Consider the following 25,700-nt stretch of genomic DNA (forward strand, 5'->3'; position numbering starts at 1 on the left):
TCAAAATCTGAGGCATAGCGACCATGGCCGACAGCCGGCACGAAGCCCCCTGCATTCGTGCCGGGGCCGTGCCTGGGTCCGTGCCTGCTTAGAGTATGGCCTCCTTCCGCTTCCGGAAATCCTTAACCCAAGTCTGAAGGTCGCTTAGCCGAGACCGGAGTTGGCTGGGTTGCGGCAGGCTTCTCTCCCATCCCGAACCGGTGGAATGGACGAACAGGTTGCTGACTTCCATTCCCTTGTCAACTGCCGCAATATCCGCTCGACCCAGTGCCAGCAAGGCCTTAAGGTTCATCGTTGAAACGCCTGGCTTATTCCTGGCAACGACCCCATTGATGACGACTTCCTCGACGGCGTACTCCCACGCCTTCCGGATGGTGTTGCCGAACTCCATGCAGTCCCGGGAGTATGCTGTCATATCCCCGTTCTCGTGATGCTGCTTCGCCTGACCGATGAGTTTGTCCGCCATGGCGGTGGTGCCAAGGTAACCCTTGATCGGCTCCTTGCTCTCCGCCACCTGAATGCCGGTCCCGAGGCCAGGATGCTTGTCGATTTCAATAAAGTGGGTTTCAACAGGTTGCGGGGAGGTGATCCCGTCCTCCGCCTGAGCATTGATGTCCTTTTTGACGCCCTCATACCACAAGGCACCCATGAATGCGGTGCTGTGGGTGAACACGATAACCTGCCGGTTCCGGGCTTCCTTCACCAGTCGTTTCGCCACGCGCTCCTGAAAGCCGTGGTCAAGGGAGTTCATCGGGTCATCAAAAATGATCGCCGAACCGTCTTCACTGCTCACCACATCCGCTAGGAATGCACTCAGGGATACTGCCCGCAGTTCCCCCTCGCTCAGTACGCCGTCAGCGTGCGTTTTTGCTTTTGTTGTGGCTGTCCCTTTGACCGTAAAGGCGATGTTGCTGATGCCCTTGCCAACCTTGTCTGCGATGAGTTCCACCTGCAGCCGGGATTCACCGGGAAGGTCGGGGTCTTCCAGGCTCCAAAGGTTGCGCTGGAACTCCTCAGCGACCTTTTGCACGTACTCGGCGCATACCGCCTTGGATTTTTCGGATAGTCCCCGGGTTTGGCACTGCCGTTGAACCGCTCCCAAGGCATTTATATGGATTCGCCGGTTATGGAGTGCCTTGAGGTTGGGCAGCGACATCCCTACCCGTGACCGCTCGCTCAGGTTCAGGTATCGGGCTTCCAAGGCTGCTAGTTCCGCCCCGTCTGCACCTTCCTCCTGGACGGTGGTTACCTGTGCAAGGTATTCGGCAGCTGCCTTGTCCAGTTCCTGCACCGCCTCCATGAGGCTGCTAGCAATCGTGTAGCCATCCACAGGAACACCACTGCCGTCACTGACCGACGCACCGTCCATGAACGGGGTCATGATTGTATCAACCGTTTCCGGGGCTGCACTGCTGTCGGCAAGGATATCCCGGAGTTCCTTGACGTTGGCCATGTCCTGCCGCAATTGCTGGATGAATCCGCCGCCCTCGACTGCCAGCAGGTTCAGGAGGGCTTCGTCAATCTTTTCCGGAGACACCGCATCGTCGATGCCGGCAACGATTTTCTCCGCCTGGGTGGTCAGTTTCCGGTGCTCTGCGGACAGGTCAGCCGCCATCGCCTGGCTAAAGCGCGTGAATCGGTCATGCACTTCTGCCGTAAGGGGTTGGTGGCACAGCACGCATAACGGCACGGCGGCGTCGGGGAAGATGTGTTCCGGGTAGGCTTCCGCCTCCGCATACTCCTTCGCCGCGGCCCACATTGCCTTCCAGTGGGGGCTGTGTACCCCGGGCACTGCCTCTGCGGTGAAGTCGTGCTTTTGTGAGGCGGCTTCGTCGCTGGCAATTTCCTGCAGCCGTTTCCTGATGCCCTGCAGTACCTGGATTTGTTCCCTGCAGACCTTCGCTGCAAGGTTTTCGATCCGGCGTGCCTGGGTAGTCCGCTGGTTTGCGTCATGCTGTGCCTTGGCAAGGCGTGCTGCCCGGCTGTTGGTTTTTAGGTGGCCGATTTCCGCCGGGAGGGCGGTCAGTTCGGCGGCTTCCTCATCGGTGAGCTTGCCAAGCGCTTCGGCGGCTGCATAGCCAAAGTTCTTTCCCAGCAGGGACAGGACATTTTTTACCTCGATATCGGCGGCGTCCACAACGATGCCGGGCTGCTGTTCTGCTTTGAGGACGGATACCCGCCTGCGGACTTCGGTAGTGACCAAATCGTAGGTGGCAATGAGGCTGGTCAGCAGTTCCAGCCCATCAGGGGTGACTGTCAGTTCCGTTCCCTGCCGGGAGACATGGGCGGTTGCTGTCTTGGAGTCATATACGGCGACCCTGGACAGGTTCAGGTCAGTGCTGGGGCTGCTCAGCGTCCATTCGTGGCTGAGGTCGTCATCCCCCAGCAGGTATTCAATCTCCGCCTGGGGTGCGATGGTGCCGGCGGCGAAAACATCGCCTTGCACTGCTTCTGGATATTTGGAATGGCAGGAACGTTTCAGGATGCGGGTGTATCCGCTCTTACCTACCCCGTTCAGTCCGAACACGATATTCAGCCCAGTAGGTTTGAGGGTGATGGCGGCGCCCGGACTCATCCGGTTTACACCCTGGATGTGCCGGACCTTTTTCAAGCCGACGGAGGGGGCTGCTGATGAGGTGCTGGGAACATGCACCTCCGCCAGCGGGACAGCATCGGGAAACGTGACTTCGGTGGCGTCATCAACCAAGTGCTTTTCCCCTGCAAGTGCTGCAGCGTAGGCAATATCGGTCAGTTCGTTGATTTCGGCATCCGACAAGGTGGGCGACTCGGTGTGCCGCCGAAGGGCATCCCGCTGCCATGGTTCCAAGTTCTCCGCAAACTTCAGCAGTTCCCCGTAGATGCTTCCCGCCACTTAGTTGCCCCATCAATCAAACGTTTTTCACATGGTACTGGCGGGCAACGGCAGTTCCGGGCACCGACATGGTCCGTCAGCAGCGGGATAGGGACCTGCGGCGGTCATAGACTGGGTCCGGACGCGTAAGGCGCGTCTGTTTCCCGAGCGGTTGGATCCGGAGACGGGGAGCAAACCTAGCCTCTGGAAAACGTCCGCGGGAGACTCATACCTTCCAGGGCCAAGAACCCCAAGGTTGGCAGCCGCTTCACCGGCGCCTCCGAACGCCGATAACGGCGCATACGACACTTTCGGCGCCTACAGGCGCCATGTGTGCGAACGGCGTTTTGAACGTGCGCCGGCGATGAGGATCAGTGCGATAAAGGAAGCTATCCCGGCAGCTCCGAGCGCCACGCTGATCCAGGGCGACAGTGTCCACAGGTCGTGGCCGCTTCCCAGCAGTGCGAAGACTCCTTTGATCAGGACATAGGTTCCGCCGAAGGCAAGGAAGACAGATGAGACGGTCAGTAGCCAGAACCGGGTGATGCGGGACCTGGGTGCGAAGTTATCGGCGTATTCGCCTGCGGTTCCGAACGCTGCCACGGGGTCCTCGCCTGATTCGGCGACGTGGCTTTGGACCTCACGCACGATCTGGCTGACGACTTCCGCCGGAACGTCCCGGAGTTCGAGAATCTCCCTCAGTTCCTCGGCGTACTCTTCTCCTGGTGTCGCAGTCATGCGTGTTCCTTCCTTCCGGTGATCACCGCTGTTGACCGGTCTGCGAACACCTGCCAGTCCGCCCGCAAGGCTGCCAGGTGCTGCCGGCCGCCCGGGGTGATCGAGTAATACTTCCGTCCCGGCCCGCCCTGCCCTTCACGCCAGGTTGAGATAACGTCGCCGTCCTGTTCCAGCCGGGCCAGGAGCGGGTAAAGGGTTCCGCCTTTAACGGTGCCCAGCCCTGCATCGGCGAGCCTCTGCGCAATGAGGTACCCGTAGGTCTGCCCGTCGCTCACGACGGACAGCACCGCGGGGGTCAGCACTCCCCTGAGCCACTCGACCGGCCAGTTGAAATTCTCCACGACTAGATCGTCACACAGACTAGTTAGTGCCGCAACCTAATCGCGCGTGGTCATCTCTGACTGTCCGGAAGATCCACGTACCGGCAGTTCTGCGGCACCTGACCCGCTTCCGAGGTGTCGGATCAGTGCTGCGCCTGGGCCGCGGCGCGGGTTTCTTTTCGACGTTGGGAATGTTGGGCCGCCGACCAAGCAGTAAAAACCGCCAGAACCGGTCCGATCAGCGGAACGAGCAGACAGCCGGCCAACAACCCTGCCCTGATCCCTGGAGACAGCCGTTTGGTGGTGGCCAGCAGTACCAGCGAGGCTCCAACATGGAACACCCCCGCGGCAACAAGAAACGCCACCATGGTCTGACCAGCCATCTCTTCCAAGGCGTCCATTCCGCTCTCCTCCTCACCCACAACAGCAACCGTACGCAGGCTCCCCTTCCCCCACGCCTTCCCAAGGCGACATCCAATAGTACTGCCGCGGCCTATACGGGGACCGCGCTGTGGAACCGGAACAACGGTGACCTTTGGATCAGACACCGGGCCCGCCGAAGGGCGGAAGGGGCCCCGCTGGATGGCAGCATCGGAAAGGCGGGCCGGCATCACCTGCCAGCATGGTGCAGTCTGTCCTCTGGTGGAGTAGTGGTTCAGCCCTTCTTCTTCGGCCGGCGCTTCTGCAGTTTCGGGACCTCCAGTTCAGGTACGGCGCGCAGCATGAAGCGGTCGAAGTGGGGAACGGTGAAACCGGCGTATCCATGCGACGGGGTATACAGCAGCCCCATGGCGATAAGCTCTGAGCGGGTCGGCGCCAGCTGGGTCGACTCACGGCCCATCACGGCCGCGACATCCGCGGCCTTCTGGGACTCGGGCCCTAGCTCGGCCATTGCCCGCATATAGGCGATCTGGAGTTGCGTCGCCCGGTCCAGGCGGACCCGGAAGAACGATTCGTCCAGCTTCGCCTCGTAGGCGTCCTTGGCATCTTCAACATCGCCGAGCGTGATCACCTGGTCGTTGGCCACCATCCAGACCTGGTAACCGAGCTCCTGGATGAAGTAGGGATAGCCTTCGGTCAGCTTGAAAGCCCGTTCGAGTGCATCCTGTTCAAACCGAGCACCCTCTGCCAGTGCGGGCTCGGCCAGCGCCCTTGCCGCGTCTTCCTCCTCGAGGGAACCGATGCGCGGGAACTTGAAGAGCCTTTCCGCATAGGATTTGGCGTCTCCGGCCAGTTCGGCGATCTGTGGAAGTCCGGCTCCGACGAACGTCACGGGAAGTTTCCGCTGCACCGTCTTGTGGATCGCTTGGATGATGGCTTCCAGCTGGAAGCGGCTAAGGAACTGGACCTCGTCGAAAAGCAGCACCAGGCCCGTGCCGTGGTCTGCCGCCGCCTCGCCGATAGCGACCAGAACATCCGTGAGGTCCAGTGTCAGGTCCCCGTGGTCCGCCAGCCCTTCGGCAGGTTCGACCTCCAGGGAAAGGGTGGGGGCACCGGTCGTCGGGTCAACCGTGAGGCTGAATGATTGCAGGACCTGTGCGGCGTTCCTGGCCCGCTCGCCCCACCGCGCCCGCGGGGACACCTGGAACAGCGAGGCCCTGAGTTTGGAGTACAGCGTCTGCCGGAAGTGGTTGTCGTCGTGCTTGCTGGCTTCCAGCTCCAGTACTTTCCACTTAAAGTCATCCGCGATTTGCCGGAACTCCCCCAGCAAAACGGTCTTCCCGACGCCCCGTAATCCGGTAACAATCATCGACTGGTCGGTCCGGCCACGGGCAAGCCGACGCAGCAGCGTCTCGAACTCCTTGAGCAGCTCATCACGCCCGACAACCAGCTCTGGGGTGGCTCCAGCATTCGGAGTATAGGGATTAAGCACCTGATCCATAAGAGCAGTTTACTCGTTTTAGACCAGTTTATCTGGATCTAATAAACTTCACTAAAATCACTAAAGCGACCTGCCTCAGCTCACCTTGCGCACCAAGCAGACGCCGAACGGCGCATATGACAGAGGCGTTGGGCCCATGGAAGTGAAGCAGACTAACAGACTCCGGAAGCCGTCAGTGCCGGGGTATCAGGTCTGTACACGATGTCGGTGCAGCGCATCCGTTGGCCGTTCGTGACGCCGGAGGGGGCCGACCTTACCTCCGCGGGCATCATCACCACGCTCAACGGCCAGGTCACCCGCCTCGAACCCGGCAATGTAATCTTCACCTGCACGCCCTCCGGTGTCGGTTACCGCCGCGACCCCACAGATTTTCCTACACAACGGCAATACCCTCACCGTCGAGATCGAGGGCATCGGCCGCATCACCAACAGGGTTGTTGCCGAGTCGTCGTAGCTTGACCCGCAGGCCTTGTCCCGCCCTGTCGTGCCACAGGGCGAGGCCAACGCATGTTGCGTTCTTTGATCGACTCGGGCAGGTCGGGTTTCACATGCTCGGGCCGACCACCGTTACTTGGCAGCGGGCGCAAGACCGAGACCTGCTCTCCGCTGTCCGGGGATAGCGGGCCAAAGCGAAGAACCCTGACCTATCGGCGAAACCTCTTACTCGAAGGCCGCCAGTATCCGTTGGTCCATCTCCATGATCTTTTCCTGGCTGTAGGCGGCCTTGGGGCCCGGAGTGTAGCGGACGGACTCCAACCGTCCCGTGTAGCGGAAGCAGCCGTGCCGCTCGTACACTTCCCAGTCGACGGGCCCGCCCCGGTCGAGGCCAACAGAGATTCCGGCGAACGGCGCCATCCCGACCAGTTGGAAGACTTCGCGCAACTCCGCTGTGACAATGCCGTCCACCTCCAGCGCCATTGCCCACCGGAATTCTGGGAGCACGTCGAACCTGAGCCGCACCGTGTGCCGGCCGGCACTAATAGGAGAGCTGGCACGCCGCATGGTGCCGTACTCGTTGTAGGCCAGGTTCAGGCGCCCGCCCTCGATGAACAGGACGTAGCCGCCGCCCTGGTCGCCGTGGGCCACTAGCACGCCCGCGTCACCGCCGTGGTATTCCAGCCGCACGTCCACAGTGAAGGAGCGCAGCCGGACGAGCTTTGCCGAGCGGTACCGCTCGAGGGTGGGCGTCCCTGGGTAGAGGGTCACGGGTTGTTCGAGGCCCAGCTCGGTCGCAGGGCGGTTCCGGTTGAAGGAGCCGTCGTCGTTCAGCGGGAACACCTGGTTCCACCAGGCCGCCGCCCGCCACTTCTCCCCGAGGTCGCGGACTTTCTCCGGGTGGGCAGCGGCGAGGTTCCGCGTCTCGGCGGGGTCTGCCTCCACGTCGTAGAGCTCCCATTCCCCCGCATCCCAACCGGCCCCGTTGGGCTCGGGGAACACGGCCTTCCACCGCCCCTCGAGGAACCCAAGCCTCCCGTTGAGCTCCGTAAACTGCGACGCCCTGGCCGCGGGGGCAGCCCCGTCGCGGAGCATCCGCACAAAGGAGCGCCCATCCATTTGGCGGGTGGGTAGGCCGTGCCGTTCGGAGACGGGGCGGACGCCGGCGAGCTCCATCAGCGTCGGCGCGACGTCGACCGCGTGGGCGAATTGGCGCCGGAGCCCGTCGTCCTCGACTGGGCGCGGGAGCCCGGCCGGCCAGGACACGATCATCGGCACGCGCACGCCGCCGGCGTGCGGGAATGTCTTGTAGAGCCGGAACGGGGTGTTCGCAGCGTATGCCCAGCCGCGGGGGTGCTGGGCGTAGGTCTGCGGGCCGCCGATGAGGGCGGGGTCGCGGGGTACGTCGTCCGTCCATCCTTCGGGCAAACCCGCTTTGGGCGCGCCGAACCGACTGAAGTAGCTGCGGGTGCCCGTGTCCCCGCCCTCGGAAGTGCCCCCGTTGTCGGAGGTGAAGACGATGATCGTGTTCTCGTACTCGCCCAGCACCTTGAGGTAGTCCAACAGTCGGCGCAGATTCTGGTCAACGTTGTCGAGCGAGGCCGCATACACCTCCATATAGCGAGCGAAGAGCTTCTTCTGCTCGTCGGCCAGATCGTCCCAGGCGGGGACGTCGAACCCGGGCTCGGTGTTCCGAGGTGCGCATTCGGTGTCTTCCGGGAAGAGACCCAAGTGGATTTGGCGGCGGAAGCGCTCGGCTCGGATGTGGTCCCAGCCCGATTCGTAGCGGCCCCGGTACTTCTCCACGTCCTCCGCCTTGGCCTGCAAGGGACCGTGTACCGCGGTGTGCGCGAAGTAGAGGAAGAAGGGCTTGGAGGGGTCGCTGGCGCGCAGTTCGGACACCATGGACATCGCCTGGTCTGTCAGGTCGTCCGTGAGGAAGTAGTCCCGGGGGTACTCGTCGATGACTACCTGGCCGTTGTCGCGTACCAGGCGGTGCGGGTGGAACAGCGATGTGAACCCGTCCATGCACCCGTAGTACCGGTCGAAACCGCGCTGGACCGGCCATGCGGACTTCTCCGCGGCGTCGTGCATCTTCGCTTCGGGTGTGAGGTGCCACTTGCCGACCATGAATGTTGCGTATCCGTGGGCGCGGAAGTGCTCGGCCACGGTGGGCACGTCCGCGGGGATCTCCATGGCAGCGTTCGGGAACCCGGGGTCGACGTGGGGCACCCAGGCGAACCCCGCCCGGTGCGGGTTCAGCCCAGTCATCAGCGAGGCTCTGGCCGGGGAGCACATGGGCGGCGTCTGGTAGTTGCCAAGCCGGTACCCCCCGGCGGCCAGTTCCTCAAGTGCCGGGGTATCGATTTCGGACCCGAACGGTGAGATGTCGCTGTAACCCATGTCGTCCATGAGCATGACGACGACGTTTGGCGCATCCGCCTCCGTCTGGGGGGCCTGCCCCCATGCGGGGACCGATTCACTGGCCCGCTCCGCCACTCGGCCGCAGAAGCCCTCATAGTCGCGGACCGGGTACGGGTAGCCGTCGGTGTGCTCGTTCACTCGGTTCCTCTCGATCTGGCCCCTGGGGGCGAAGGTTGCCGGCGGTGTGCCGACGCGTGCTAGACGGCGGCCGTCGCGCGCAGGAAGCGCCGGGTCCGCTCCTGTTGGGGGTTCTCCAGTACTTGCCGCGGGTCGCCCTTCTCGACGACCAGGCCGCCGTCCATGAATACCAGTTCGTCGCCGACTTCCTTGGCGAACTCGATCTCATGGGTCACGACGATCATCGTCATGCCGCTGTCCGCCAACCCGCGCATCACATCGAGTACCTCGCCGACCAGCTCGGGGTCGAGCGCGGAGGTTGGCTCGTCGAACAGCATCACCTTCGGGTCCATGGCCAGGGCGCGGGCGATGGCGACGCGCTGCTGCTGTCCGCCCGAGAGCTGGGCCGGGTACTTGTGCTCGTGCCCGGACAGCCCGACCCGCGCCAGTGCGTCCTGTGCCCGGTCGCGGACCTCGCGCTTCGCCTGCCGGCGCACGTGCAGCGGGGCCTCCATGACGTTCTCGAGGGCCGTCATGTGCGCGAAAAGGTTGAAGCGCTGGAAGACCATTCCGATCTGGCTGCGCTGGCGGGCAAGTTCCTTTTCCGTCAGGTCGTACAGCCGCCCGTTGCGTTCCTTAAAGCCCACGAGCGATCCGTCGACCCGGATCCGGCCCGCGTCGATCGTCTCGAGGCGGTTGACGCAGCGTAGGAACGTGGACTTGCCCGATCCGGACGGGCCGAGGAAGCACATGACCTCCCCGTTGTTGACTTCGAGGTCGATGCCCTTGAGCACTTCGTGGCGGCCGAAGCTCTTGCGGACGCCCTGGGCGACGACCATGGGTGTGGAGTTCATGTTTTCCTTTCCGTTCACCGGTTGTAGCCCCGACCAGCGCGGCGCTCGAGGAACCGCTGGCCGATGCTCAGCACGGAGACGATGACGAGGTACCAAAATGAGGCGACGAAGAACATCTCGATGGTGCGGTAGTTCACCGCTGCGATGTCGTTGACCGCAGTCATGAGTTCACCGCCGGCGATGACCGAAACGAGGGAGCTGGACTTCAGCAGCAGGATCAGCTGGTTGCCGGTGGGCGGGATGATCATGCGCAGGGCTTGGGGCAGGACGATCCGGAACATCGCGAGACCGGGTCGCATGCCGAGGGCGGCAGCGGCCTCCTTCTGCCCGTGGTCGACGCCCAGGATCCCGCCGCGCACAATTTCCGCCATGTACGCGCCCTCGTGGATGGCCAGTGCGGCCGCCGCAGCGACGAAGGTCGTCATGACTGCGTTGGTTTCTACCTCGACGAACATGATGTCCGTGAACGGGATGCCGATGCCAAGGGTGTCGAAGAGCAGCGAGAAGTTGCCGAAGATCAGGATCAGGACCAGGAGTGGGACGCCGCGAAAGAACCAGACGTATCCAGTGGCGAGGGCGCTGAGGACCCTGTTGCTGGACAGCTTCGAGACGGCCAGCAGCACGCCGATGAGGGCGCCGCCGATCATCGCGACCACGGTCAGTTGGAAGGTCACCACGAGGCCGTGGAGGATGGGGCCGGCGAAGAGGTTCGCGGCGACTATCGAATAATCGAGGTTCTCGTTCTGGGCCATGGCCATGAGGAAGGCGCCTAGGAGTACCGTGACCACGACGGCGGTCAGCCACTGCCCGTAGTGGCGCACGGGGACGGCCTTGATGGACATATCGGGTGCTTCGCCTCTGACTGGCACGGTGGGCGCGGACGCTACTGTCATGCCTATTCATCCTCCTGGGTCTTCACGACGGCATCGAGCTCGCCGCTGGTGGCGGGGTTGGCAACGATCTGCTCGGGGGTGAACGCCTCGTTCTGTGCCCCGTACTCGGCGAGGATCTCGTCGTAGCGGCCACTCTCGACGACCTTCCGCAGGCCTGCGCGAACGGCCTCGACCAGTTCCTTGTCGCCCTTGCCGAGAGCGACTGCCTGGGCTCCGCCCAAGAGCTCGACATCGGAGACCGTGAACGTCTTGCCGCCGTTGACCTGCTCGGCCACGTAGCGCAGCGGGACCGTGATCCCGGAGAAGACGTCGATCTTGCCTGAACGCAGCTGCGTTTGGGCTGCCGCCGCGTCATCGTAGTACGACGTCTGCGGGCGCTCCTTGCCCTCGGTCGCGCAATCGTCGGCGGCCTTCTCGAGGAGGGCCTGGATGGTTCCACCGCGGACGGTGGCCAGATGACGCCCGCACAGGTCGTCGACTGTCTCGATGGGCTCGGCGTCGGCCAGCGTCATGAAGCCGGTGGAGTTCTTCATGAAGGAGACCATCTCCATGGTCTGTTCGCGCTCCTCCGTCGCGGTCATCAACGTCCAGACGGCGTCGATTCGGTCGGCTTCCAAGGCGGGGACGAGTCCGGGAAAGGACATCGGCTCGAAGGCAACGTCGACGCCGAGCACGGCACCAAGTTCCTTGCCCAGGTCGGGGACCATGCCGACGATTTCCTCGGCGGGCTTCATCGTGAAGGGCGCGTTGTTGGCTGTCGTTCCAAAGACCAGCTTGCCGTCCTCGCGGATCTGCTCGGGCAGGAGTGCCCGGGCCTCCTCGTCAATGGCGAGGGTTGCCTGGGGCGGGGCGTCGGCGGCGGCGGGGTCGTCGCCCGCACCGCATCCGGACAGTGCGAGTACGGCGGCTCCGGCCATGGCGATGAACGCTAGTCCGGTATTCGGTGTTTTCGTCATGATGCTCCCCAGGTTAGGTATTAGGTGGGCCGCTCAAAGGGCCCGTAAAGTTCGTTTAGTGGACTTTTATAAGAGGGGCTTACTTCGGTCAGCCCTGGCCTCAACCACGCTCCATTGTGACCCACGGCACCTTGGCAGTGCAAGAGCGGGCTGAATATGACTCTCTGACCTCCCTTGAGCCAGCGCGGGGCGGTGAGTCGTAGAGTCCGCTCAATGGACTCATTAACAGTTACCCAAGGCGCGTGGGAGCGGCGCTTGTCTTGCGGTGGGGGTGATTCCGGGGGACGGATGGCGGCGGCGCCGGCGTCTGCCCCTCCGGATCCGCACTAGAAGGGGAACTGCAGCGGGGTCTGCTGCACGCCGATCCAGTGATCGGTAGTGAACTCCCCTATGGCCCAGTCGCCGTTGAAGCGGCCGAGCCCGGAGTTCTTCTCGCCACCGAACATCACGTGCGGCTCGTCGTTGACGGTGATGTCGTTAACGTGGGTCATGCCGGCCTTGACGGCGCGCGCGAAGCGCACGCCCTTCTCGAGGTCGGTGGTGAACACCGCGCTGGAAAGCCCGAACTCGGTGTCATTCGCCAGCTTCAGGGCGTGGGCCTCGTCGTAGGCCTTGACGATGCCCACCACCGGGCCGAAAATCTCCTCGCGGAACAGTTCCATCTCCGGGGTGACGTCGGCGAACACGTGCGGGGCGACGACGCGGCCTTCAACCGGCCCGGCGTGCACCTCGCGGGCGCCCTCGACCCGGGCGCGCTCGATCTTCCCGGTTACCGAGGCCAGCTGGGCGTCGTTGATAATCGGGCCCACCACGTTCTTCGGATCTGCCACGTCGCCAAAGCGGATGGTGGCTACGTGTGCGGCGAAGCGCTCGACAAACTCGTCGTAGACCGGAGCCTCAACGATAATCCGGTTCACTGCCATGCAGATCTGCCCCTGGTGCAGGAACTTGCCCATCGCGGCGGCCCGCACGGCCTGGTTCAGGTCCGCGTCGGCAAGGACCACCAGCGGGGCGTTGCCGCCGAGCTCAAGGGCCACGCGCTTCATGTGCTTCCCGCCGACGGCGAGCCTGCCGACGTTCTGGCCCACGGGGGTCGAGCCGGTGAAGGACACGAAGGACGGGACCGGGCTGGCCACGAAGTGGTCCCCGATCTCCGACCCCGAACCGACGACGACGTTCAGCACTCCGGCCGGCAAGCCGGCCTCCTCGAAGACCTTGGCCAGTAGCAGGCCGCCGGTCAGCGGGGTGTCGGAGGCGGGCTTGAGCACCACGGCGTTGCCGAGCGCCAGCGCTGGCGCCACCGAGCGCTGGGAGAGCAGCAGCGGGAAGTTCCACGGGCTAATGACACCGACGACACCGATCGGCTCGCGGTAGACCCGGTTCTCCTTGCCGGGCGAGTTGGACGGGGCGATGCGCCCGTGCACCCGTGACGGGAACGTCGCGGCTTCGCGGGTGGCTGCGATGGCCGCACCGACCTCCACCGCTGCTTTCAGTGCGGAGGAGCCGGACTCGGCGGAGAGCAGCACGGCAATCTGCTCGCGGTTCGACTCGATGTAGTCTGCGGCCGCGGAGAGCACGGCACTGCGTTCTGCCGGGGTCTTCGCAGCCCACTCCGGCTGGGCGGCGGCGGCGGCCGCGTAGGCGTCGTCGACGTCGTGGACGGAGGCCTGGCGGATGGTCGCGATCACCGAGTCGTCGAAGGGGTTGGTGGTGGTGAGCGTGGTCTCCGAAGTGCCCTCCTGCCAGCCGGAGACGTAGATCCGGTGCGGAATCTCGGCCGCGAAGGCCGGGGCGGCGGATGCCGGCGAGGTCGTGGTGACGGTCATGTGTATTTCCTCCGGTGGTGGATGGGTTAGGCGATGTTCAGGACGGCTTTGATGGTTTCACCGGTTTTGGCCTCGGCGATGGCCTGGTCGAGCTGGTCAAAGTCGTAGAACTTGACAAGCTTGTCGAAGGGGAAGCGGCCCTGGCGGTAGAGGCTGATGAGCGCCGGGATCAGCTCCTGTGAGGTCTTGGAGCCGCCCAAGGTGCCGATGATGCGCTGGCCCCACAGTGTGCGCAGGTGGTCCAGTGTGAAGCTGGCGCCGGCCGGGGCGCCGCCGATGAGGATCAGCGTGCCGAGCATGCCCACGGCCTCGGCGGCCTGCTCGATGACTTTGATGACTCCGGTGCAGTCCAGCACGTAGTCGGCCGGGCCGCCGCAGATACGCAGGATCTCTTCGACGGGGTCGGCGCTGCCGGAGTTGACTGTGTGAGTGGCTCCCAGCTCCCGGGCGAGCTCCAGCCGCGAATCGTGTAGGTCTACCGCGATGATGGTGGTGGCCGGGGTGTTGGTCGCGGCCATGACCGCGGCGAGGCCGACGGCGCCGGCGCCGAAGACGACGACGGATTCGCCGGGCCCGGGCTGAGCCGTGTTGAAGACCGCGCCGGCGCCTGTAGTGATGCCGCAGGCCAGTGGGCCCAGAAGGTTCAGCGGGATGTCCTTGTCCACCTTGACCAGCGCGGCGGCCGAGGCCAGCGAGTAGTTGGCGAAGGAGGACTGTCCGAAGAAGTGCCCCGAGAGGCTGGTGCCGTCCGCGCGGCGGTAGGCGGATTCGCCCGCCTTCGGACCCGAGAGCCGTTGTCCGCCGCACAGGGCGTCAACGATTCGGGCGCAGTAGCGGGGCTCGCCGCGCCGGCAATTGCGGCACTCACCGCAGTACGGCCAACCCATGATGACGTGGTCCCCGGGGACGAAGTCGGTGACGCCCTCGCCGACGGCTTCGACGACGCCGGAGCCCTCGTGCCCCAGGACGCCGGGCAGGGGCAGCGGCATGTCGCCGGACTGCGTGTTCAAGTCGGTGTGGCAGACGCCGGTCGCGACGACACGGACCAGCACCTCGCCCGGGCCCGGGGCGTCCAGCTCCAGTTCCTCGAGGAGGAATGGTTCGTTCTTTCCTTCGACGACGTAAGCATCGATCTTCATTGCGTTCTCCTTCAAGTTCGGTTGAATCGGGATTGCTGCTGCCTGTCCGGGGGTGTCCGGGTCCTGGGGCGTCAGACGGCGGCGGGCTGCGGCGCGGTTCGGGTCCGGTAGCCGTCCGGTGAGAAGGTGCCGTTCTTGTCTCGGAACGCGAAGCCGAAGTCGGGCCAGATCAGTGTGAGTTTGCCGCTGCGCTGGTCGACGTACCAGCTCTTGCAGCCGCCGTCGATCCAGACTGTGCCCTGGGCATCGGCCTGGATCTTATCGACGTAGGCTTCCTCGGCCTCGCGAGTCGGTTCGATGACCTCAAGCCCGTGCTCGGCCGCGTAGTCCAGGGCGCCGAGGATGTAGTCCACCTGGGATTCGATGATGTAGACGATTGAGTTGTGGCCCAGGGACGTGTTCGGACCGTTGATGCTGAACAGGTTGGGGAACCCGGCGACGGCGACGGAGTCGTAGGCCTGCATGCCCGATTTCCAGTGATCGGAGAGGTTGATCCCGTCCCGGCCGTGCACGAGCGCCGCGTAGGGCGGTTCGGTGGCCTCGAAGCCGGTGGCGAAGACCAGCGCGTCGAGCTCGTACTCGGCGCCCGACGCCGCGACTACCGTCGACCCGTCGACACGCCGCAGCGCGGAGGCCTCCAGGGTGGTGACCTTGGCCTGCAGGGCCGGATAGAACGTGTTGGAGATCAGCACACGCTTGCAGCCCGGTTCATAGTCCGGCGTCAGCTTGGCCCGCAGCTCCGGGTCGGGCACTTGGGCCGCGAGGTGGTCCAGGGCCATCTTCTTGCCGGCCTCCAGGAACTGCGGGACGGCACGCCGCTGGGCGTAGGTGTTTTCCCCGCCCCAGAACAGCTCTGAGCGCAGTTCGGTGATGGCCGAGGGGTCACGGCGGAACAGCCGCTTTTCCCCTTCGGTATAGGCGCGTTCGGCGCGCGGGATGATGTATGCCGGGGTGCGTTGGAAGACCACCAGTTCGGAGGCGATCTTCGCCAGTTCGGGGACGATCTGGATGGCAGAAGCCCCGGTGCCGACCACGCCGATGCGTTTGCCTTCCAGCGGGACGGAGTGGTCCCAGCGGGCAGAGTGGAACTTCGCTCCGGGGAAATCCTCGAGGCCCTCGATCGCGGGGAAGGCCTCGTCGGCGAGGTGGCCGGTACCCGTGACCAGGTAGGTGGAGGTGAACGTTCCGGTGGAGGTGGTGACGGTCCAGCGGGCGGCGTCGTCGTCCCAGGAGGCGTCAAGCATGTTGGCGCCGAAGTGCACGTGCGGCAGCAGCCCCTCCTCGCGGGCGGCGTCGCGCAGGTACTGCTGGATCTCCGGGCCGGGCGAGAATACGCTCGACCAGTCCGGGTTGGGCCGGAAGGAGAACGAGTATAGGTGGCTGGGCACATCGCACGCGGCACCCGGGTAGGTGTTGTCGCGCCAGGTACCTCCGACGTCGTGGGCACGCTCGATGATTGCGAAGTTCTGGTCGCCGCGGCGCTTGAGCCGGATGGCTAGGCCGAGGCCGGCGAAGCCGGAGCCGACGATCAGGGTCTTGACGTGCTGGACTGTCTGGTCAGTCATGGTGGTGCCTCTCTACGGATGCTGGGCGCTGCTACGGTTGCGGCGTGGGGACGATGCTCCCGGCGGTGAATGCTTCTGGTTCGTCGAGGAACCGCTGGATGTGGTGGGTGAGTTCGCTGGGCCGTTCAAACACGACCGCGTGCCCGGTGGGGATTTCGGCGAAGCGCGCGTCCTCGATCGCCCCGAAAAGTGCCTTCTGGTGGCGGATCGGGACCATCTGGTCGTGCGTGCAGCCGATCACCAGTGTCGGCGCGCTGATCCGGTGGACGTCTTCGACAATGTTGATGCGCCGGTTGAGCTCCATCTGCTGGTCGCCGAAGGCGTCGAACGCCATGGCGTCCATCCCCGGCTGCAGGTCGGCCAAGGTCTTGGATGCCAGGAACGGTCCGCCGAAGGCGCAGAAGGTGGAGTAGGCACGGATCGCGCCGTCGCCTGAGGCGCGCAGCGCCTGCCAGACGTCATTGCGCAGGATTTGCTGCAGGTCCGTCTTCATCCAGCCGGCGACGAGGACCAGCCGCTCGACCAGGTCGGGTCGGCGGGCGGCGACGGCCGCGGTGACGACGGCCCCGAGCGAGTAGCCGAGCAGGAACGCCTTCCGGCCGGGCAGGATCTCCTCGATCGCTCCGGCCACTTGGTCGACGAGCTGGTCCAGTTCAATCGGCTTGCCGTTTGGGGCGGGCTGGGTCCAGTCGATGGATACCACGCGCTGCTTGGCGGCGAGGATCGGGAAGAGGAACCCGAAGTGTGCCTTGGTGGAGCCGGAGGTCCCGTGGATCATGACCAGGACGTCGTCACGGTCCTTTTCGTCCCGGGAGTCGTAGTAAGTGATGGTGGTTCCGCGGACGTCGGCGACGGCGGGGATCATGAGGTCAGTGGCCAGCATGCTGGCTCCTTTCGCAAAGGTAGGGCGGGAGTGGTCAGCGGACGTCGCGCAGGTCGATGCCCTTGGTTTCCTTCCAGCGCCAGACGACGACGGCGGATCCCAGGCAGACGGCGATCATGTACAGGTTGAACAACCAGCCGTTGCCGGCGGAGGTGAACCAGGTGTTGAGGTAGGGCGCGGTCCCGCCGAAGAGCGCGACGGCCAGTGGCATGGCGGTGCCCATGATCAGCATGCGGTACTTGGTGGGAACCTGCTCGGAGATCATCGCCGGCTGGGTGCCGCCGATGCAGGCGCTGATCCCCATCATGATGCTCTGGGCGGCGAACAGGGTCCACGGATCGGAGCTGATCAGGCCGAACATCGGGAAGGTCAGCGCTGCGGTGGCCAGGTTGTAGAAGATCACCGGGATGCGGCGGCCGATCCGGTCGGAAATCAAGCCCATGACCGGGACCAGGCAGATGTTCAGGACTGTGGCGCCGAGGGTCGCGGCAAACGCAAGTCCCGGATCCATGCCGTGCTGCGAGATCGCGTAGACGGCCGCGTAGGATGACCAGATGTAGTAGGGCAGTGTCGTGCCGGCCATGTAGAAGAAAACCTCGACGGCGCGCTTGGCGATCTGGCCGCGGGTCCAGCCCGGATCGCTGGTGGCGGTCTTAGCCTCGGCGGCAACCGCGGTTACGTGCTCGGTGTGGACCTCGGATTCCATCATGTTGCGGCGCAGCCACAGGACGACGATCGCCAGCAGCGCCCCGAAGAAGAACGGAATGCGCCAGCCCCATTCACCCATGGCCGATGCTTCGATCTGCCCGGCGAGTACCGTGCCGAACAGCGTGGCGATCAGAGTGCCGCCGCCCATGGCGACGCCAACCGTGGACCCGTACAGGGCGCGCCTAGCGGGCGGGGCGATCTCCGGCAGGTACACGTTCGATGCCGTAGATTCACCGCCGTGGGCGAAACCCTGGATGAGCCGTGCCAGCAGCAGCAAAACGGAGGCGAAGCCGCCGATGGTTTCGTAGCTGGGGATCAAGGCGATCATCAGGGAGCCGGCGGCCATCATCAGCATGGTGACCAGCAGGACCCACTTGCGGCCCTTCTTATCGGCCAGCCGGCCGAAGACGAAGCCGCCCAGGGGCCGCATGACGAAGCCCACGGCGAAGACGGCCAGCGTGCCCAGCAGGGCGGAGACCGGGTCTTCCTTGCTGAAGAGCGCCGCGGAGATGTAGGTGGAGAACACCGCGTAGACGGCCCAGTCGAACCATTCAAGCAGGTTGCCAACGCCGGTTGCCACGAGAGAACGGCGCCGGTCGACGGCGCTCATTCCGGTAGCGGCGGGGCCGGTGGCCTCCGCGGTCAATGAATCCATGGGTGTCTCCTTGAAATACGGAATCGAACGAAGATAGTGGGTGGCGCGGTCTAGTAGGTGGCGCGGCCGCCGGAGAGGTCGAAGACCGCTCCGGTGGAGAAGCTCACTGCGGGCGAGGCAAGGAAGGCAATCATCTCGGCCACCTCGCGGGGATCGCCCACACGGCCCATGGGAATCCGGCCGAGGAGATGCTCCTTCACGTCGCCGGAGAACCAGGGTTCCTCGAGCATCCCCGAGCCGATCAGAGCGGGGGCGACGGCGTTGACGATGACGCCGGTCTTGGCCAGTTCCTTGCCCAGGGACTTCGTCATCGCGACGACGCCCGCCTTTGCCGCCGCGTAGGGGCTGGAGAGCGCATGCCCCTCCATACCGGCCGCCGAAGCGACATTCACGATGCGCCCATAACCGGCCTCGACCATACCCGGGACGGCCGCCTTGCACAGCATGAACTGGCTGGTGAGGTTGACGTCGAGGTTCCGCCTCCAGGTGTCGAGGTCGATTTCCCACAGGGGTGCCATCTCGCTGCCCGCACCGGCGTTGTTCACGACGATGTCCAGGCGTCCGAATTCGGTGTGAGCGGTCTCGACGGCTTGGAGGGACAGCGCGGGGTCGGTGACGTCGCCGTCAATGGCGACGGCCCTGCCGCCCGCTGCAACGATGTCCTGGACAACCTGTTTGGCGGCCGCGGGCTTCAAGTCCACACAGACGACACCAGCCCCCAGCTCTGCGAGCTTGTGCGCCACCGCCGAACCGATGCCGCCTCCGGCGCCGGTAACGATCGCGGCATGGCCCTGGATCTCGTGGCTGCTGCCCATCGTTTCTCTCCTTTAAAGTTGAGTCCATTAAATGGACTCTTTTTATTATTTCAGGTATGTTAGGAACATCGATGCGGTGTCCTCGCTCACACAGTGTGACCCACTGCTGGCCAGAATTGCAAGTAACAACGCGGCCATGAAGCCCATGCACACACCGGAAGGTTGAGTTCATAGAATGGACTTAATAGTAACGAATGGCGACACAGACAAGAAACAGGTCGTGGCCCGCGTGGCTCAGGTGCTCTCTGCAATCGGCTCCCATGGAACAGTCGGGGCACGGCTTCTCGACCTATCCCGGGCCACGGGGATCGCCCGGCCGACCGTCCACCGGCTCCTGCAGGAGTTGCAAGACGTCGGCTACGTCCAGCAGCTCGAGAGCAAGCGCTACGCCCTTGGCGCGGCATTGTTCCATCTCGGTGCCGCAGCTCCGAGCCCGGTCAGGGACCTGGCCGCGGTACGGCGGGCGGCACAAAAGTTGTCCGACGCGTGCGGGGACACCGTGTACGTGGCGATGTGGCAGTTCGGGGCCGCGCACTACATCGTCCGGACTGAAGGCGCTTTTCCGATCCGCGCGCAGTCGGTCAACGTCGGCGATACAATTCCGTTGACCTCAAGCTATAACGGCCTGATCCTCCTGGCCCAGCTCGACGGAGATGCCAGGGAGCAGCATCTGGCGCATCTGGAACACGACCAGCCAGACGCATGGCGCACTACAAGCCTGGCCGAACACGAGCAGGCGCTGCGCGTAGCGCTGGCACAAATCGACGCCGATGGCTACGTCTACGGGACCGACGTCGTCATGCCTGGTCTTGCTGGCATCGCCCTGCCCGTGCCTTCCTCCACCGGCCGCCCGATCGCAGCCGTCAGTATCTCCGGGCTGGAATCCCGGCTGCCCGCCGAACGGGAGCCGGAGTTGCTGACCTTGCTCCGGGCCACCGCGGACGAAATCGCCCGCTTCATCGACTAGAACAACCTTCGAAAGGACCCGCCATGAAGCAACCGCCAGCCGCACCAGCCGTCCGTCCCGTCGCCGTCGTCACCGGAGGACACCAGGGACTCGGGTTCGGCGCTGCCATCGAACTCGCCAAGGAAGGGTTCGACATCGCAGTCGTAGACCTCCACGCGGAGGCAGATCCGGAAGTCCTTGCCGCCGTTCCGGCGGACCGGGTGCGCTACTACCAGCTCGACATCGCCGATCTGTCGCGACACCGCCTGGTCCTCGAGGCTGTCCGCGGCGACTTCGGGCGGCTGGACTGCCTCGTCAACAACGCGGGAATCGCCGCCCGCCCGCTGACCGACATCCTCGAGCTCTCCCCCGAAGCCTTCGACCGGTCCGTCGACATCAACCTCCGGGGCACGTTCTTCCTGACCCAAGCGTTTGCCAACCTCCTGCTCGCTGACGAGGGGCAATTAGCCGACGACGTCTACAGGAGCATCGTGATTGTCAGTTCCATCGCCGCCGAACTGGTGAGCGTCGACCGGGCGCAGTACAACGTTACGAAGTCCGCCCTGAGCATGGTGGCTAAGCTGTTCGCGGTCCGTCTCGCCAAGCACGGCATCCACGTCCACGAGGTCCGCCCAGGCCTGATCGCCACGGCCATGACGGCCTCGTCGGGCAGCAGCTTGCCGGACGAGTGGATATCTGGCGGCCGCGTGCCCATCCCCCGTTGGGGCCAGAAGGAGGAAGTCGGCCAGGCGATCGCCACGGTCGCCTCGGGGCGCCTGCCTTACATGACTGGCCAACCGATCTGGGTCGCCGGCGGCATGAACATGATGCAGGCGCCCTGACCTCATCGATCAGTACACTTTTCGGCAGACCTACCGGCTGAAAAGCTGACCCACTAGCTTGCGGCCAGAAGCAGCTCACAACCAGCAGCCTGAGCGGATGAATCGGCAACAGTACCGGAGAAGATCGAATCACTTCATTTTTCGTCGAATCTGCCGCTGGCATGATCATTGGAAGTTCAGACGTCGTCAAACACAGGGAAAGGAAGACCGGTGAGTTGCTGCGGCATGCCCGAGCGTGAGAATTCGCGCTCCATGGATCCTGCCGGCATACCGCACCCTCAAGACTGCGGTATTTCTCATGACGAGGTGGTGATTCCTGGCGGATCATTCCTCATGGGAGACCACTTCGACGAGGGATACCCCCAAGACGGCGAAACCCCGGTCCATCAAGTCGCAATCGATTCATTCTCCATCGACGCCACCACCGTGACTAACAGTCAATTTGCTCGCTTTGTTGACGCCACAGGGTACCGCACTGAATCGGAAGCATACGGGACGTCCGCGGTGTTCCACCTGCAGGTTCAAGCCGCTCCCGTGGACCTTATCGGCACGGTTACGGGGGCTCCCTGGTGGGTGAGTGTCAGGGAAGCCAACTGGGCGCATCCGTACGGCCGGCGCTCAGACTGGCAGGACTTCCCGGACCACCCCGTAGTGCAGATTTCTTGGAACGACGCCCAGGCCTACTGCTCATGGGCAGCCAGGAAGCTGCCTACCGAAGCCCAATGGGAATACGCCGCCCGCGGGGGGCTCGAGGGCCGGCGCTACCCCTGGGGCAACGAACTCCTCGGCAGTGGAGACATCCACCTGTGCAACATCTGGCAGGGCGAATTTCCCAGAACAAATCTCAAGCAGGACGGTTTCCTCGGCACCGCCCCTGTCCGCAGCTTCCCGCCCAACGGCTACGGCCTCTACGAAATCAGCGGAAATGTATGGGAATGGTGCGCTGACTGGTTTCTGCCCAAGTACTACCGCAATTCGCCATTGGTAAACCCTCTCGGCCCCACGATCGGCAGGGGCCGCGTCATGCGCGGTGGATCCTATCTTTGCCACGACTCATACTGCAATCGCTACAGGGTGGCAGCGCGCAGCTCCAACTCGCCCGATTCTGCCAGCAGCAACTGCGGCTTCCGGACAGTGCGACCCGAAACGCCGGTATAGAGGATGCGGGTTCACAATCCGCAGCCCTTACTTTCTGCATTGAAGCCCAGACGACAGCCCGCAGTGACACCCGTGCACCGAAGAAGGCTGACCAGATCAGATGCAGCCCGAAACGCCTGTGAGGATTGGGGTGGCTGGTCTGGGATTGGCTGGCAGAGTAGGTGCAGGCCGTTCCGCCCCGCGGTCGTGACTCACTAAACGCTTGGCCCCGTCAGGGTGTCCTGTTATCGACTTGTCCGTCCGCTGGGTGGGCGGCCGGCACCTGCCCGGCCCACCTCGGTGACTTGATCAGAAGATTGTCCGCCCCGCCCGGGGCGTGGCTCGTCACAGTGCTGTTCCGAAGTGACCTCTACCCGGACTGGTACCGGCCCATAACGGCCTGACCATGTCCGCAAAACGAGGAAGGTGCCAGAACCGCTATGACTATCGTTGCGTATTCCCACCCGTTTGTCGTGGGGGTCGACACCCATGCCAGGAAACACGTGTACGCCATCATTGCCGCGGCCGGCGGTGAGCTGCTCGAAACCCGGGAGTTCACCACGACCGGCGCCGGGATCAACCGCGCCATTGCTTGGGTTGCGCGTCGTACCGGCGCCGACCTGGCCACCTTGTGGGTGATCGAGGGCGCGGCTTCCTATGGTGCCGTGCTGGCCGGTGCTGTCGCAGCTGCCGGCTACCAGGTCGCAGAAGCCGCGCGCATGGCCGCCATGCCGCGTCGTGGTGTTGGCAAGTCCGATCCGTTGGATGCGCATCGGATCGCTTCTGCCGTTCTTCCCTTGGAAGAACAACAGTTGCGCCGGCCGCGGCTGAACGAAGGCGTCCGCGCTGCCTTACGGGTCCTGGTCAGTGCGCGTCATTCGATGACCACCGACCGGACCAGGACCGTGAACGCGTTGACCGCGCTGCTCCGGATCAATGATCTGGGTCTGGATGCACGCAAGTCCTTGACCGGAACCCAGATACTTGAGGTCTCCCGGTGGCGGGCCCGCGAAGAACCTCTTGCGGTGTCGGTCGCCCGTTCCGAAGCAGTCAGGCTGGCCAAGCGCATCGGCGACCTTGACACTGAGATCAAAGCAAACGGCTCCCGGATCACCGAACTGGTTGAGGTCAGCGAAGCTGCGCCGCTGCTGCAGGAAACCGGCTTCGGTCCCGTCACAGCAGCCATTTGTCTTACCGCATGGTCCCATCACGGGCGGGTACGTTCCGAGGCTGCCTACGCCTGCTTGGCCGGAGTCAACCCGATCCCGGCCTCGTCGGGGAACACCATCCGGCACAGGCTTAACCGCGGCGGCGACAGAACCCTGAACAAAGCCCTTCACTTGGTCGCTTTAACCAGAATGGCGTTCGATCCAGAGACCATCGAATACGTAGAGAAACGGCAAGCTGAAGGGCGGACCAAGAAAGAGATCCGTCGATGCGTCAAACGCTATCTCGCCCGACGGATTTACCGAATACTCAATGCCAACAGTCCCCTGCCGTTGCTACGTTGACAACCATAGAAGAGTCGATAACGGCGCCTATGACATTGCTACTGGGCGATAGTCCTCAACGGCCGAGCTATTTTTACTTTTTCCGCGCGAAGCGCCGCCACCCTTCCGGGCGTGCGGGGTAGGGTGGCTGCCCTGATCATCAAGGCAGAGGCCACAAGGACGCCCGGTGGAGGACGCGGCCTCCACCGGGCGGCAGTATGTGTCCGGAGTCAGAGGGCGTCCATAGACTCTCGATTGCGGTGTGTTTCTTCTTCCTGTGTGAATGAGGCGTCGGGTTCCAGATGGCGTCGCCCGATCAGGGCTGCGGCAACTGATATCACCCCGAGAAGGGTTCCGTAGTAGGCGGGAGCCACTGGCCCGAACCACTGAACGAGTTGGAGTGCTATCAGAACGACGGGACCCATGATCAGTGCTGTGCCGATGTTGTAGGCCATGTTCCCTCCCGTGGCCCGGACTGCCGGAGGCATTGCTTCTGCCGCTACCAGGGGGAACATTGCGTAGAGGGAAGCGAGCAGCACAGCCAAGACCGACATTCCGAGTGCGATGGCGGGAATGCTCTCCGAGGTGATCAGCAGATAGCAGGGGATCAAGGCACAGGTGTAAGCCAGTGTGGAGCCAAGGCGGGAATAATGACGCTTTATGCGGTCGATCACCAGCCCCCACACGGGGATGCACAACGCGAAGAGCAGGAAGGTAACGGCGATGACGACTGAAACCGTATCCTGATCGATTGCCCGGCTGCGGAGGTAGGTCGGCAGGTAGGCAAGGAAGAGAATGCAGTTACCCATGAATACGAAGCCCAGGAGCGTCATAGCCAGGATCTTGGTCTTGTGTACCCGCATGATTTCCCTGCCGGGACGGCGGGCGTCTTCCCCTGCTGCCTTGATCGCGGAAAAGACCGGTGTCTCAGTCAGCAGCGACCTTATATAGAGCGCCACAAGGGCCAGGGGGGCGCTTGAGAGAAACAGCCAGCGCCAGCCGCTGTCATTGAACCATTCGTTGCCGCCGATATTCATGAGGGCGAAAGAGAACGCGAACGCGGCAGGATAGGCCATGCCGGTTCCCATCTGAATGAGGGAAATTCCCAACCCTCGGCGCTCGGCGGGAACATGTTCCATGACAAAGGTAACCGCGCCCATGAGTTCCCCGCCTGCTGCAATGCCTTGGGCCACGCGGCAGAGAATAAGCAGGATCGGCGCCATGATGCCGATGGCGTCATAACCGGGCAGGAGCCCGATCGTGGTCGTCGCAGCGCCCATGAGCAGAACAGTGAACATCAGGACGTTTTTGCGGCCGATCTTGTCGGCTATGATTCCGAGCGTGATACCGCTGAACGGGCGGACGGCATACGTGACAGCGAAGGTGCTGAAGGACGCCACGAGCTGCACGGATTCGCTGGCGTTCCCGTAGAAGATGTGGCCTATGGCGACAGCAGCATAGGCAAAAACGATCGCGTCATACCATTCGACAAAGTTGCCCAAGGCTCCGGCAACGATGGTTTTTTTCGGAAGAGCTCTACTAGGCCTAACAGAGGTAGCAGTCACATCAATCAACTTTCATTGAAGCCAGGCTTTCACAGCTTCGCCCGGCTGGACGATCAATACGAAAGAACGAGGGCCTTTTTACGTCCGGCTTTGCGGTAGATTGCCCCGCGGTATTGCAGAAATTCAGGCCGGCTGACCCTGCCGGCATTTGAGCGCGGCTTGAACAGTATTGAACTGTTGGAAGTCGGGCCGCGCATCACTGGGATGCCCCCAGATCACCAGCATTCGTAGAGGACTGTCTCCGGCATTTTCTACGCCGCGGTCGTCTTCAGGGCGGGTCAATGCGGCATCACCCGGGTACAGCAGCTGATTCGCGCCGTTGACCGTCAGTCTCGCCGTGCCGGACATGACGAAATACAGTTCTTCCAAGTTTTCCCCGGAGCGGGGATGACTGTGTACCCCTTCCCCTCCCCCGACCGGAAATTCCCAGGCCTGCACGATTACAGGTAATTCGGATTCGGTGAGGAAATAGCTCTGAATAGAGAGCGGGCTTTCACCTTCATGGAGATTAAACGGAAAGGTAAATTCGCCTCTTCTTTCGATCATTGCAGCTCCTTTATCGGGCATGAAAGGCACACTAAACGCTGTGTGTGACGTAGGTCACGTTGACCTGTAAAAAGCGTATAGGCGGAGATAGCGCATGGACCATATGCGTGTGT

At 63.6% G+C, this 25,700-nt stretch carries 21 protein-coding genes; 4 read left to right on the forward strand and 17 right to left on the reverse strand.

Translation table 11 applies throughout. The features are described 5' to 3' along the window. Positions 1–88: 88 nt before the first annotated feature. The 15 genes from J5251_RS03895 to J5251_RS03965 all read right to left on the reverse strand — a co-directional run bounded on the left by J5251_RS03895 (position 89) and on the right by J5251_RS03965 (position 19,061). Entirely contained in the window at positions 89–2,872 is a 2,784-nt protein-coding gene (locus tag J5251_RS03895) for an AAA family ATPase (RefSeq protein ID WP_208575259.1), read from the reverse strand. 297 nt (positions 2,873–3,169) lie between these two features. After that, positions 3,170–3,589 (reverse strand): hypothetical protein, encoded by a 420-nt coding sequence (locus J5251_RS03900; protein WP_208575260.1) that lies wholly within the window; start codon positions 3,587–3,589, stop codon positions 3,170–3,172. Beyond that, positions 3,586–3,930, reverse strand: coding sequence for a PadR family transcriptional regulator (locus J5251_RS03905; protein ID WP_208575261.1), 345 nt, complete (start codon positions 3,928–3,930; stop codon positions 3,586–3,588). Before J5251_RS03905 ends, J5251_RS03900 begins: the two co-directional genes overlap by 4 nt. A 122-nt stretch (positions 3,931–4,052) precedes the next feature. Continuing rightward, on the reverse strand, positions 4,053–4,310 hold the full coding sequence (locus J5251_RS03910; RefSeq protein ID WP_139007055.1) for a hypothetical protein: 258 nt from the start codon (positions 4,308–4,310) through the stop codon (positions 4,053–4,055). Between the two features lie 254 nt (positions 4,311–4,564). Beyond that, positions 4,565–5,791 (reverse strand): ATP-binding protein, encoded by a 1,227-nt coding sequence (locus J5251_RS03915; RefSeq protein WP_208575262.1) that lies wholly within the window; start codon positions 5,789–5,791, stop codon positions 4,565–4,567. A 660-nt stretch (positions 5,792–6,451) separates the two neighbouring features. Next, positions 6,452–8,788, reverse strand: a complete 2,337-nt coding sequence (locus J5251_RS03920) for an arylsulfatase (RefSeq protein WP_208575263.1) — start codon at positions 8,786–8,788, stop codon at positions 6,452–6,454. 59 nt (positions 8,789–8,847) lie between these two features. Further along, positions 8,848–9,621 carry an amino acid ABC transporter ATP-binding protein gene (locus J5251_RS03925; RefSeq protein ID WP_139007042.1) on the reverse strand — a complete coding sequence of 258 codons (774 nt, stop codon included), beginning with the start codon at positions 9,619–9,621 and terminating at the stop codon, positions 8,848–8,850. A 14-nt stretch (positions 9,622–9,635) separates the two neighbouring features. Further along, positions 9,636–10,514: an amino acid ABC transporter permease gene (locus J5251_RS03930; RefSeq protein WP_205676867.1), complete on the reverse strand. Its 879-nt coding sequence runs from the start codon at positions 10,512–10,514 to the stop codon at positions 9,636–9,638. Positions 10,515–10,516: 2 nt separating this feature from the next. Continuing rightward, positions 10,517–11,470, reverse strand: coding sequence for an ABC transporter substrate-binding protein (locus J5251_RS03935; protein ID WP_208575264.1), 954 nt, complete (start codon positions 11,468–11,470; stop codon positions 10,517–10,519). 326 nt (positions 11,471–11,796) lie between these two features. Further along, on the reverse strand, positions 11,797–13,296 hold the full coding sequence (locus tag J5251_RS03940; protein WP_208575265.1) for an aldehyde dehydrogenase family protein: 1,500 nt from the start codon (positions 13,294–13,296) through the stop codon (positions 11,797–11,799). Between the two features lie 26 nt (positions 13,297–13,322). Further along, positions 13,323–14,435: an NAD(P)-dependent alcohol dehydrogenase gene (locus J5251_RS03945; protein ID WP_208575266.1), complete on the reverse strand. Its 1,113-nt coding sequence runs from the start codon at positions 14,433–14,435 to the stop codon at positions 13,323–13,325. A 71-nt stretch (positions 14,436–14,506) separates the two neighbouring features. After that, a complete protein-coding gene (locus J5251_RS03950) occupies positions 14,507–16,000 on the reverse strand; it encodes a flavin-containing monooxygenase (protein WP_208575267.1) in 1,494 nt (497 codons plus the stop codon). A 31-nt stretch (positions 16,001–16,031) separates the two neighbouring features. Beyond that, entirely contained in the window at positions 16,032–16,883 is an 852-nt protein-coding gene (locus J5251_RS03955; protein ID WP_208575268.1) for an alpha/beta fold hydrolase, read from the reverse strand. Between the two features lie 34 nt (positions 16,884–16,917). Continuing rightward, the gene (locus J5251_RS03960) at positions 16,918–18,246 is read right to left on the reverse strand and encodes an MFS transporter (RefSeq protein WP_208575269.1); all 1,329 of its coding nucleotides are present in this window, start codon (positions 18,244–18,246) and stop codon (positions 16,918–16,920) included. A gap of 50 nt (positions 18,247–18,296) precedes the next feature. Then, entirely contained in the window at positions 18,297–19,061 is a 765-nt protein-coding gene (locus tag J5251_RS03965; RefSeq protein WP_208575270.1) for an SDR family NAD(P)-dependent oxidoreductase, read from the reverse strand. Between the two features lie 220 nt (positions 19,062–19,281). Between J5251_RS03965 and J5251_RS03970 the strand changes: the two genes are divergently transcribed. From J5251_RS03970 to J5251_RS03985, 4 genes are all read left to right on the forward strand, one after another. Next, positions 19,282–20,028 (forward strand): IclR family transcriptional regulator, encoded by a 747-nt coding sequence (locus tag J5251_RS03970; RefSeq protein WP_208575271.1) that lies wholly within the window; start codon positions 19,282–19,284, stop codon positions 20,026–20,028. A gap of 23 nt (positions 20,029–20,051) precedes the next feature. Then, positions 20,052–20,849, forward strand: coding sequence for a 3-ketoacyl-ACP reductase (locus tag J5251_RS03975; protein WP_208575272.1), 798 nt, complete (start codon positions 20,052–20,054; stop codon positions 20,847–20,849). 252 nt (positions 20,850–21,101) lie between these two features. Beyond that, positions 21,102–22,007 carry a formylglycine-generating enzyme family protein gene (locus J5251_RS03980; protein ID WP_244250918.1) on the forward strand — a complete coding sequence of 302 codons (906 nt, stop codon included), beginning with the start codon at positions 21,102–21,104 and terminating at the stop codon, positions 22,005–22,007. Between the two features lie 419 nt (positions 22,008–22,426). Further along, a complete protein-coding gene (locus J5251_RS03985) occupies positions 22,427–23,497 on the forward strand; it encodes an IS110 family transposase (protein WP_208575273.1) in 1,071 nt (356 codons plus the stop codon). Positions 23,498–23,706: 209 nt separating this feature from the next. Here J5251_RS03985 and J5251_RS03990 read toward each other — a convergent pair whose 3' ends face one another. Next, positions 23,707–24,978 (reverse strand): MFS transporter, encoded by a 1,272-nt coding sequence (locus J5251_RS03990; RefSeq protein WP_208575274.1) that lies wholly within the window; start codon positions 24,976–24,978, stop codon positions 23,707–23,709. Between the two features lie 186 nt (positions 24,979–25,164). Further along, positions 25,165–25,587: a cupin domain-containing protein gene (locus J5251_RS03995; protein WP_208575275.1), complete on the reverse strand. Its 423-nt coding sequence runs from the start codon at positions 25,585–25,587 to the stop codon at positions 25,165–25,167. Positions 25,588–25,700 lie beyond the last annotated feature (113 nt).

Source organism: Arthrobacter crystallopoietes (assembly GCF_017603825.1).
GTDB classification, from domain to species: domain Bacteria; phylum Actinomycetota; class Actinomycetes; order Actinomycetales; family Micrococcaceae; genus Crystallibacter; species Crystallibacter crystallopoietes_B.

Bases quoted from the DNA above. Each gene is read 5' to 3' on its own strand.
- J5251_RS03900 (WP_208575260.1), bottom strand. From the start codon at position 3,589: ATGACTGCGACACCAGGAGAAGAGTACGCCGAGGAACTGAGGGAGATT.
- J5251_RS03910 (WP_139007055.1), bottom strand. From the start codon at position 4,310: ATGGACGCCTTGGAAGAGATGGCTGGTCAGACCATGGTGGCGTTTCTT.
- J5251_RS03915 (WP_208575262.1), bottom strand. From the start codon at position 5,791: ATGGATCAGGTGCTTAATCCCTATACTCCGAATGCTGGAGCCACCCCA.
- J5251_RS03925 (WP_139007042.1), bottom strand. From the start codon at position 9,621: ATGAACTCCACACCCATGGTCGTCGCCCAGGGCGTCCGCAAGAGCTTC.
- J5251_RS03930 (WP_205676867.1), bottom strand. From the start codon at position 10,514: ATGACAGTAGCGTCCGCGCCCACCGTGCCAGTCAGAGGCGAAGCACCC.
- J5251_RS03935 (WP_208575264.1), bottom strand. From the start codon at position 11,470: ATGACGAAAACACCGAATACCGGACTAGCGTTCATCGCCATGGCCGGA.
- J5251_RS03940 (WP_208575265.1), bottom strand. From the start codon at position 13,296: ATGACCGTCACCACGACCTCGCCGGCATCCGCCGCCCCGGCCTTCGCG.
- J5251_RS03945 (WP_208575266.1), bottom strand. From the start codon at position 14,435: ATGAAGATCGATGCTTACGTCGTCGAAGGAAAGAACGAACCATTCCTC.
- J5251_RS03950 (WP_208575267.1), bottom strand. From the start codon at position 16,000: ATGACTGACCAGACAGTCCAGCACGTCAAGACCCTGATCGTCGGCTCC.
- J5251_RS03955 (WP_208575268.1), bottom strand. From the start codon at position 16,883: ATGCTGGCCACTGACCTCATGATCCCCGCCGTCGCCGACGTCCGCGGA.
- J5251_RS03960 (WP_208575269.1), bottom strand. From the start codon at position 18,246: ATGGATTCATTGACCGCGGAGGCCACCGGCCCCGCCGCTACCGGAATG.
- J5251_RS03965 (WP_208575270.1), bottom strand. From the start codon at position 19,061: ATGGGCAGCAGCCACGAGATCCAGGGCCATGCCGCGATCGTTACCGGC.
- J5251_RS03975 (WP_208575272.1), top strand. From the start codon at position 20,052: ATGAAGCAACCGCCAGCCGCACCAGCCGTCCGTCCCGTCGCCGTCGTC.
- J5251_RS03980 (WP_244250918.1), top strand. From the start codon at position 21,102: ATGGATCCTGCCGGCATACCGCACCCTCAAGACTGCGGTATTTCTCAT.
- J5251_RS03985 (WP_208575273.1), top strand. From the start codon at position 22,427: ATGACTATCGTTGCGTATTCCCACCCGTTTGTCGTGGGGGTCGACACC.
- J5251_RS03995 (WP_208575275.1), bottom strand. From the start codon at position 25,587: ATGATCGAAAGAAGAGGCGAATTTACCTTTCCGTTTAATCTCCATGAA.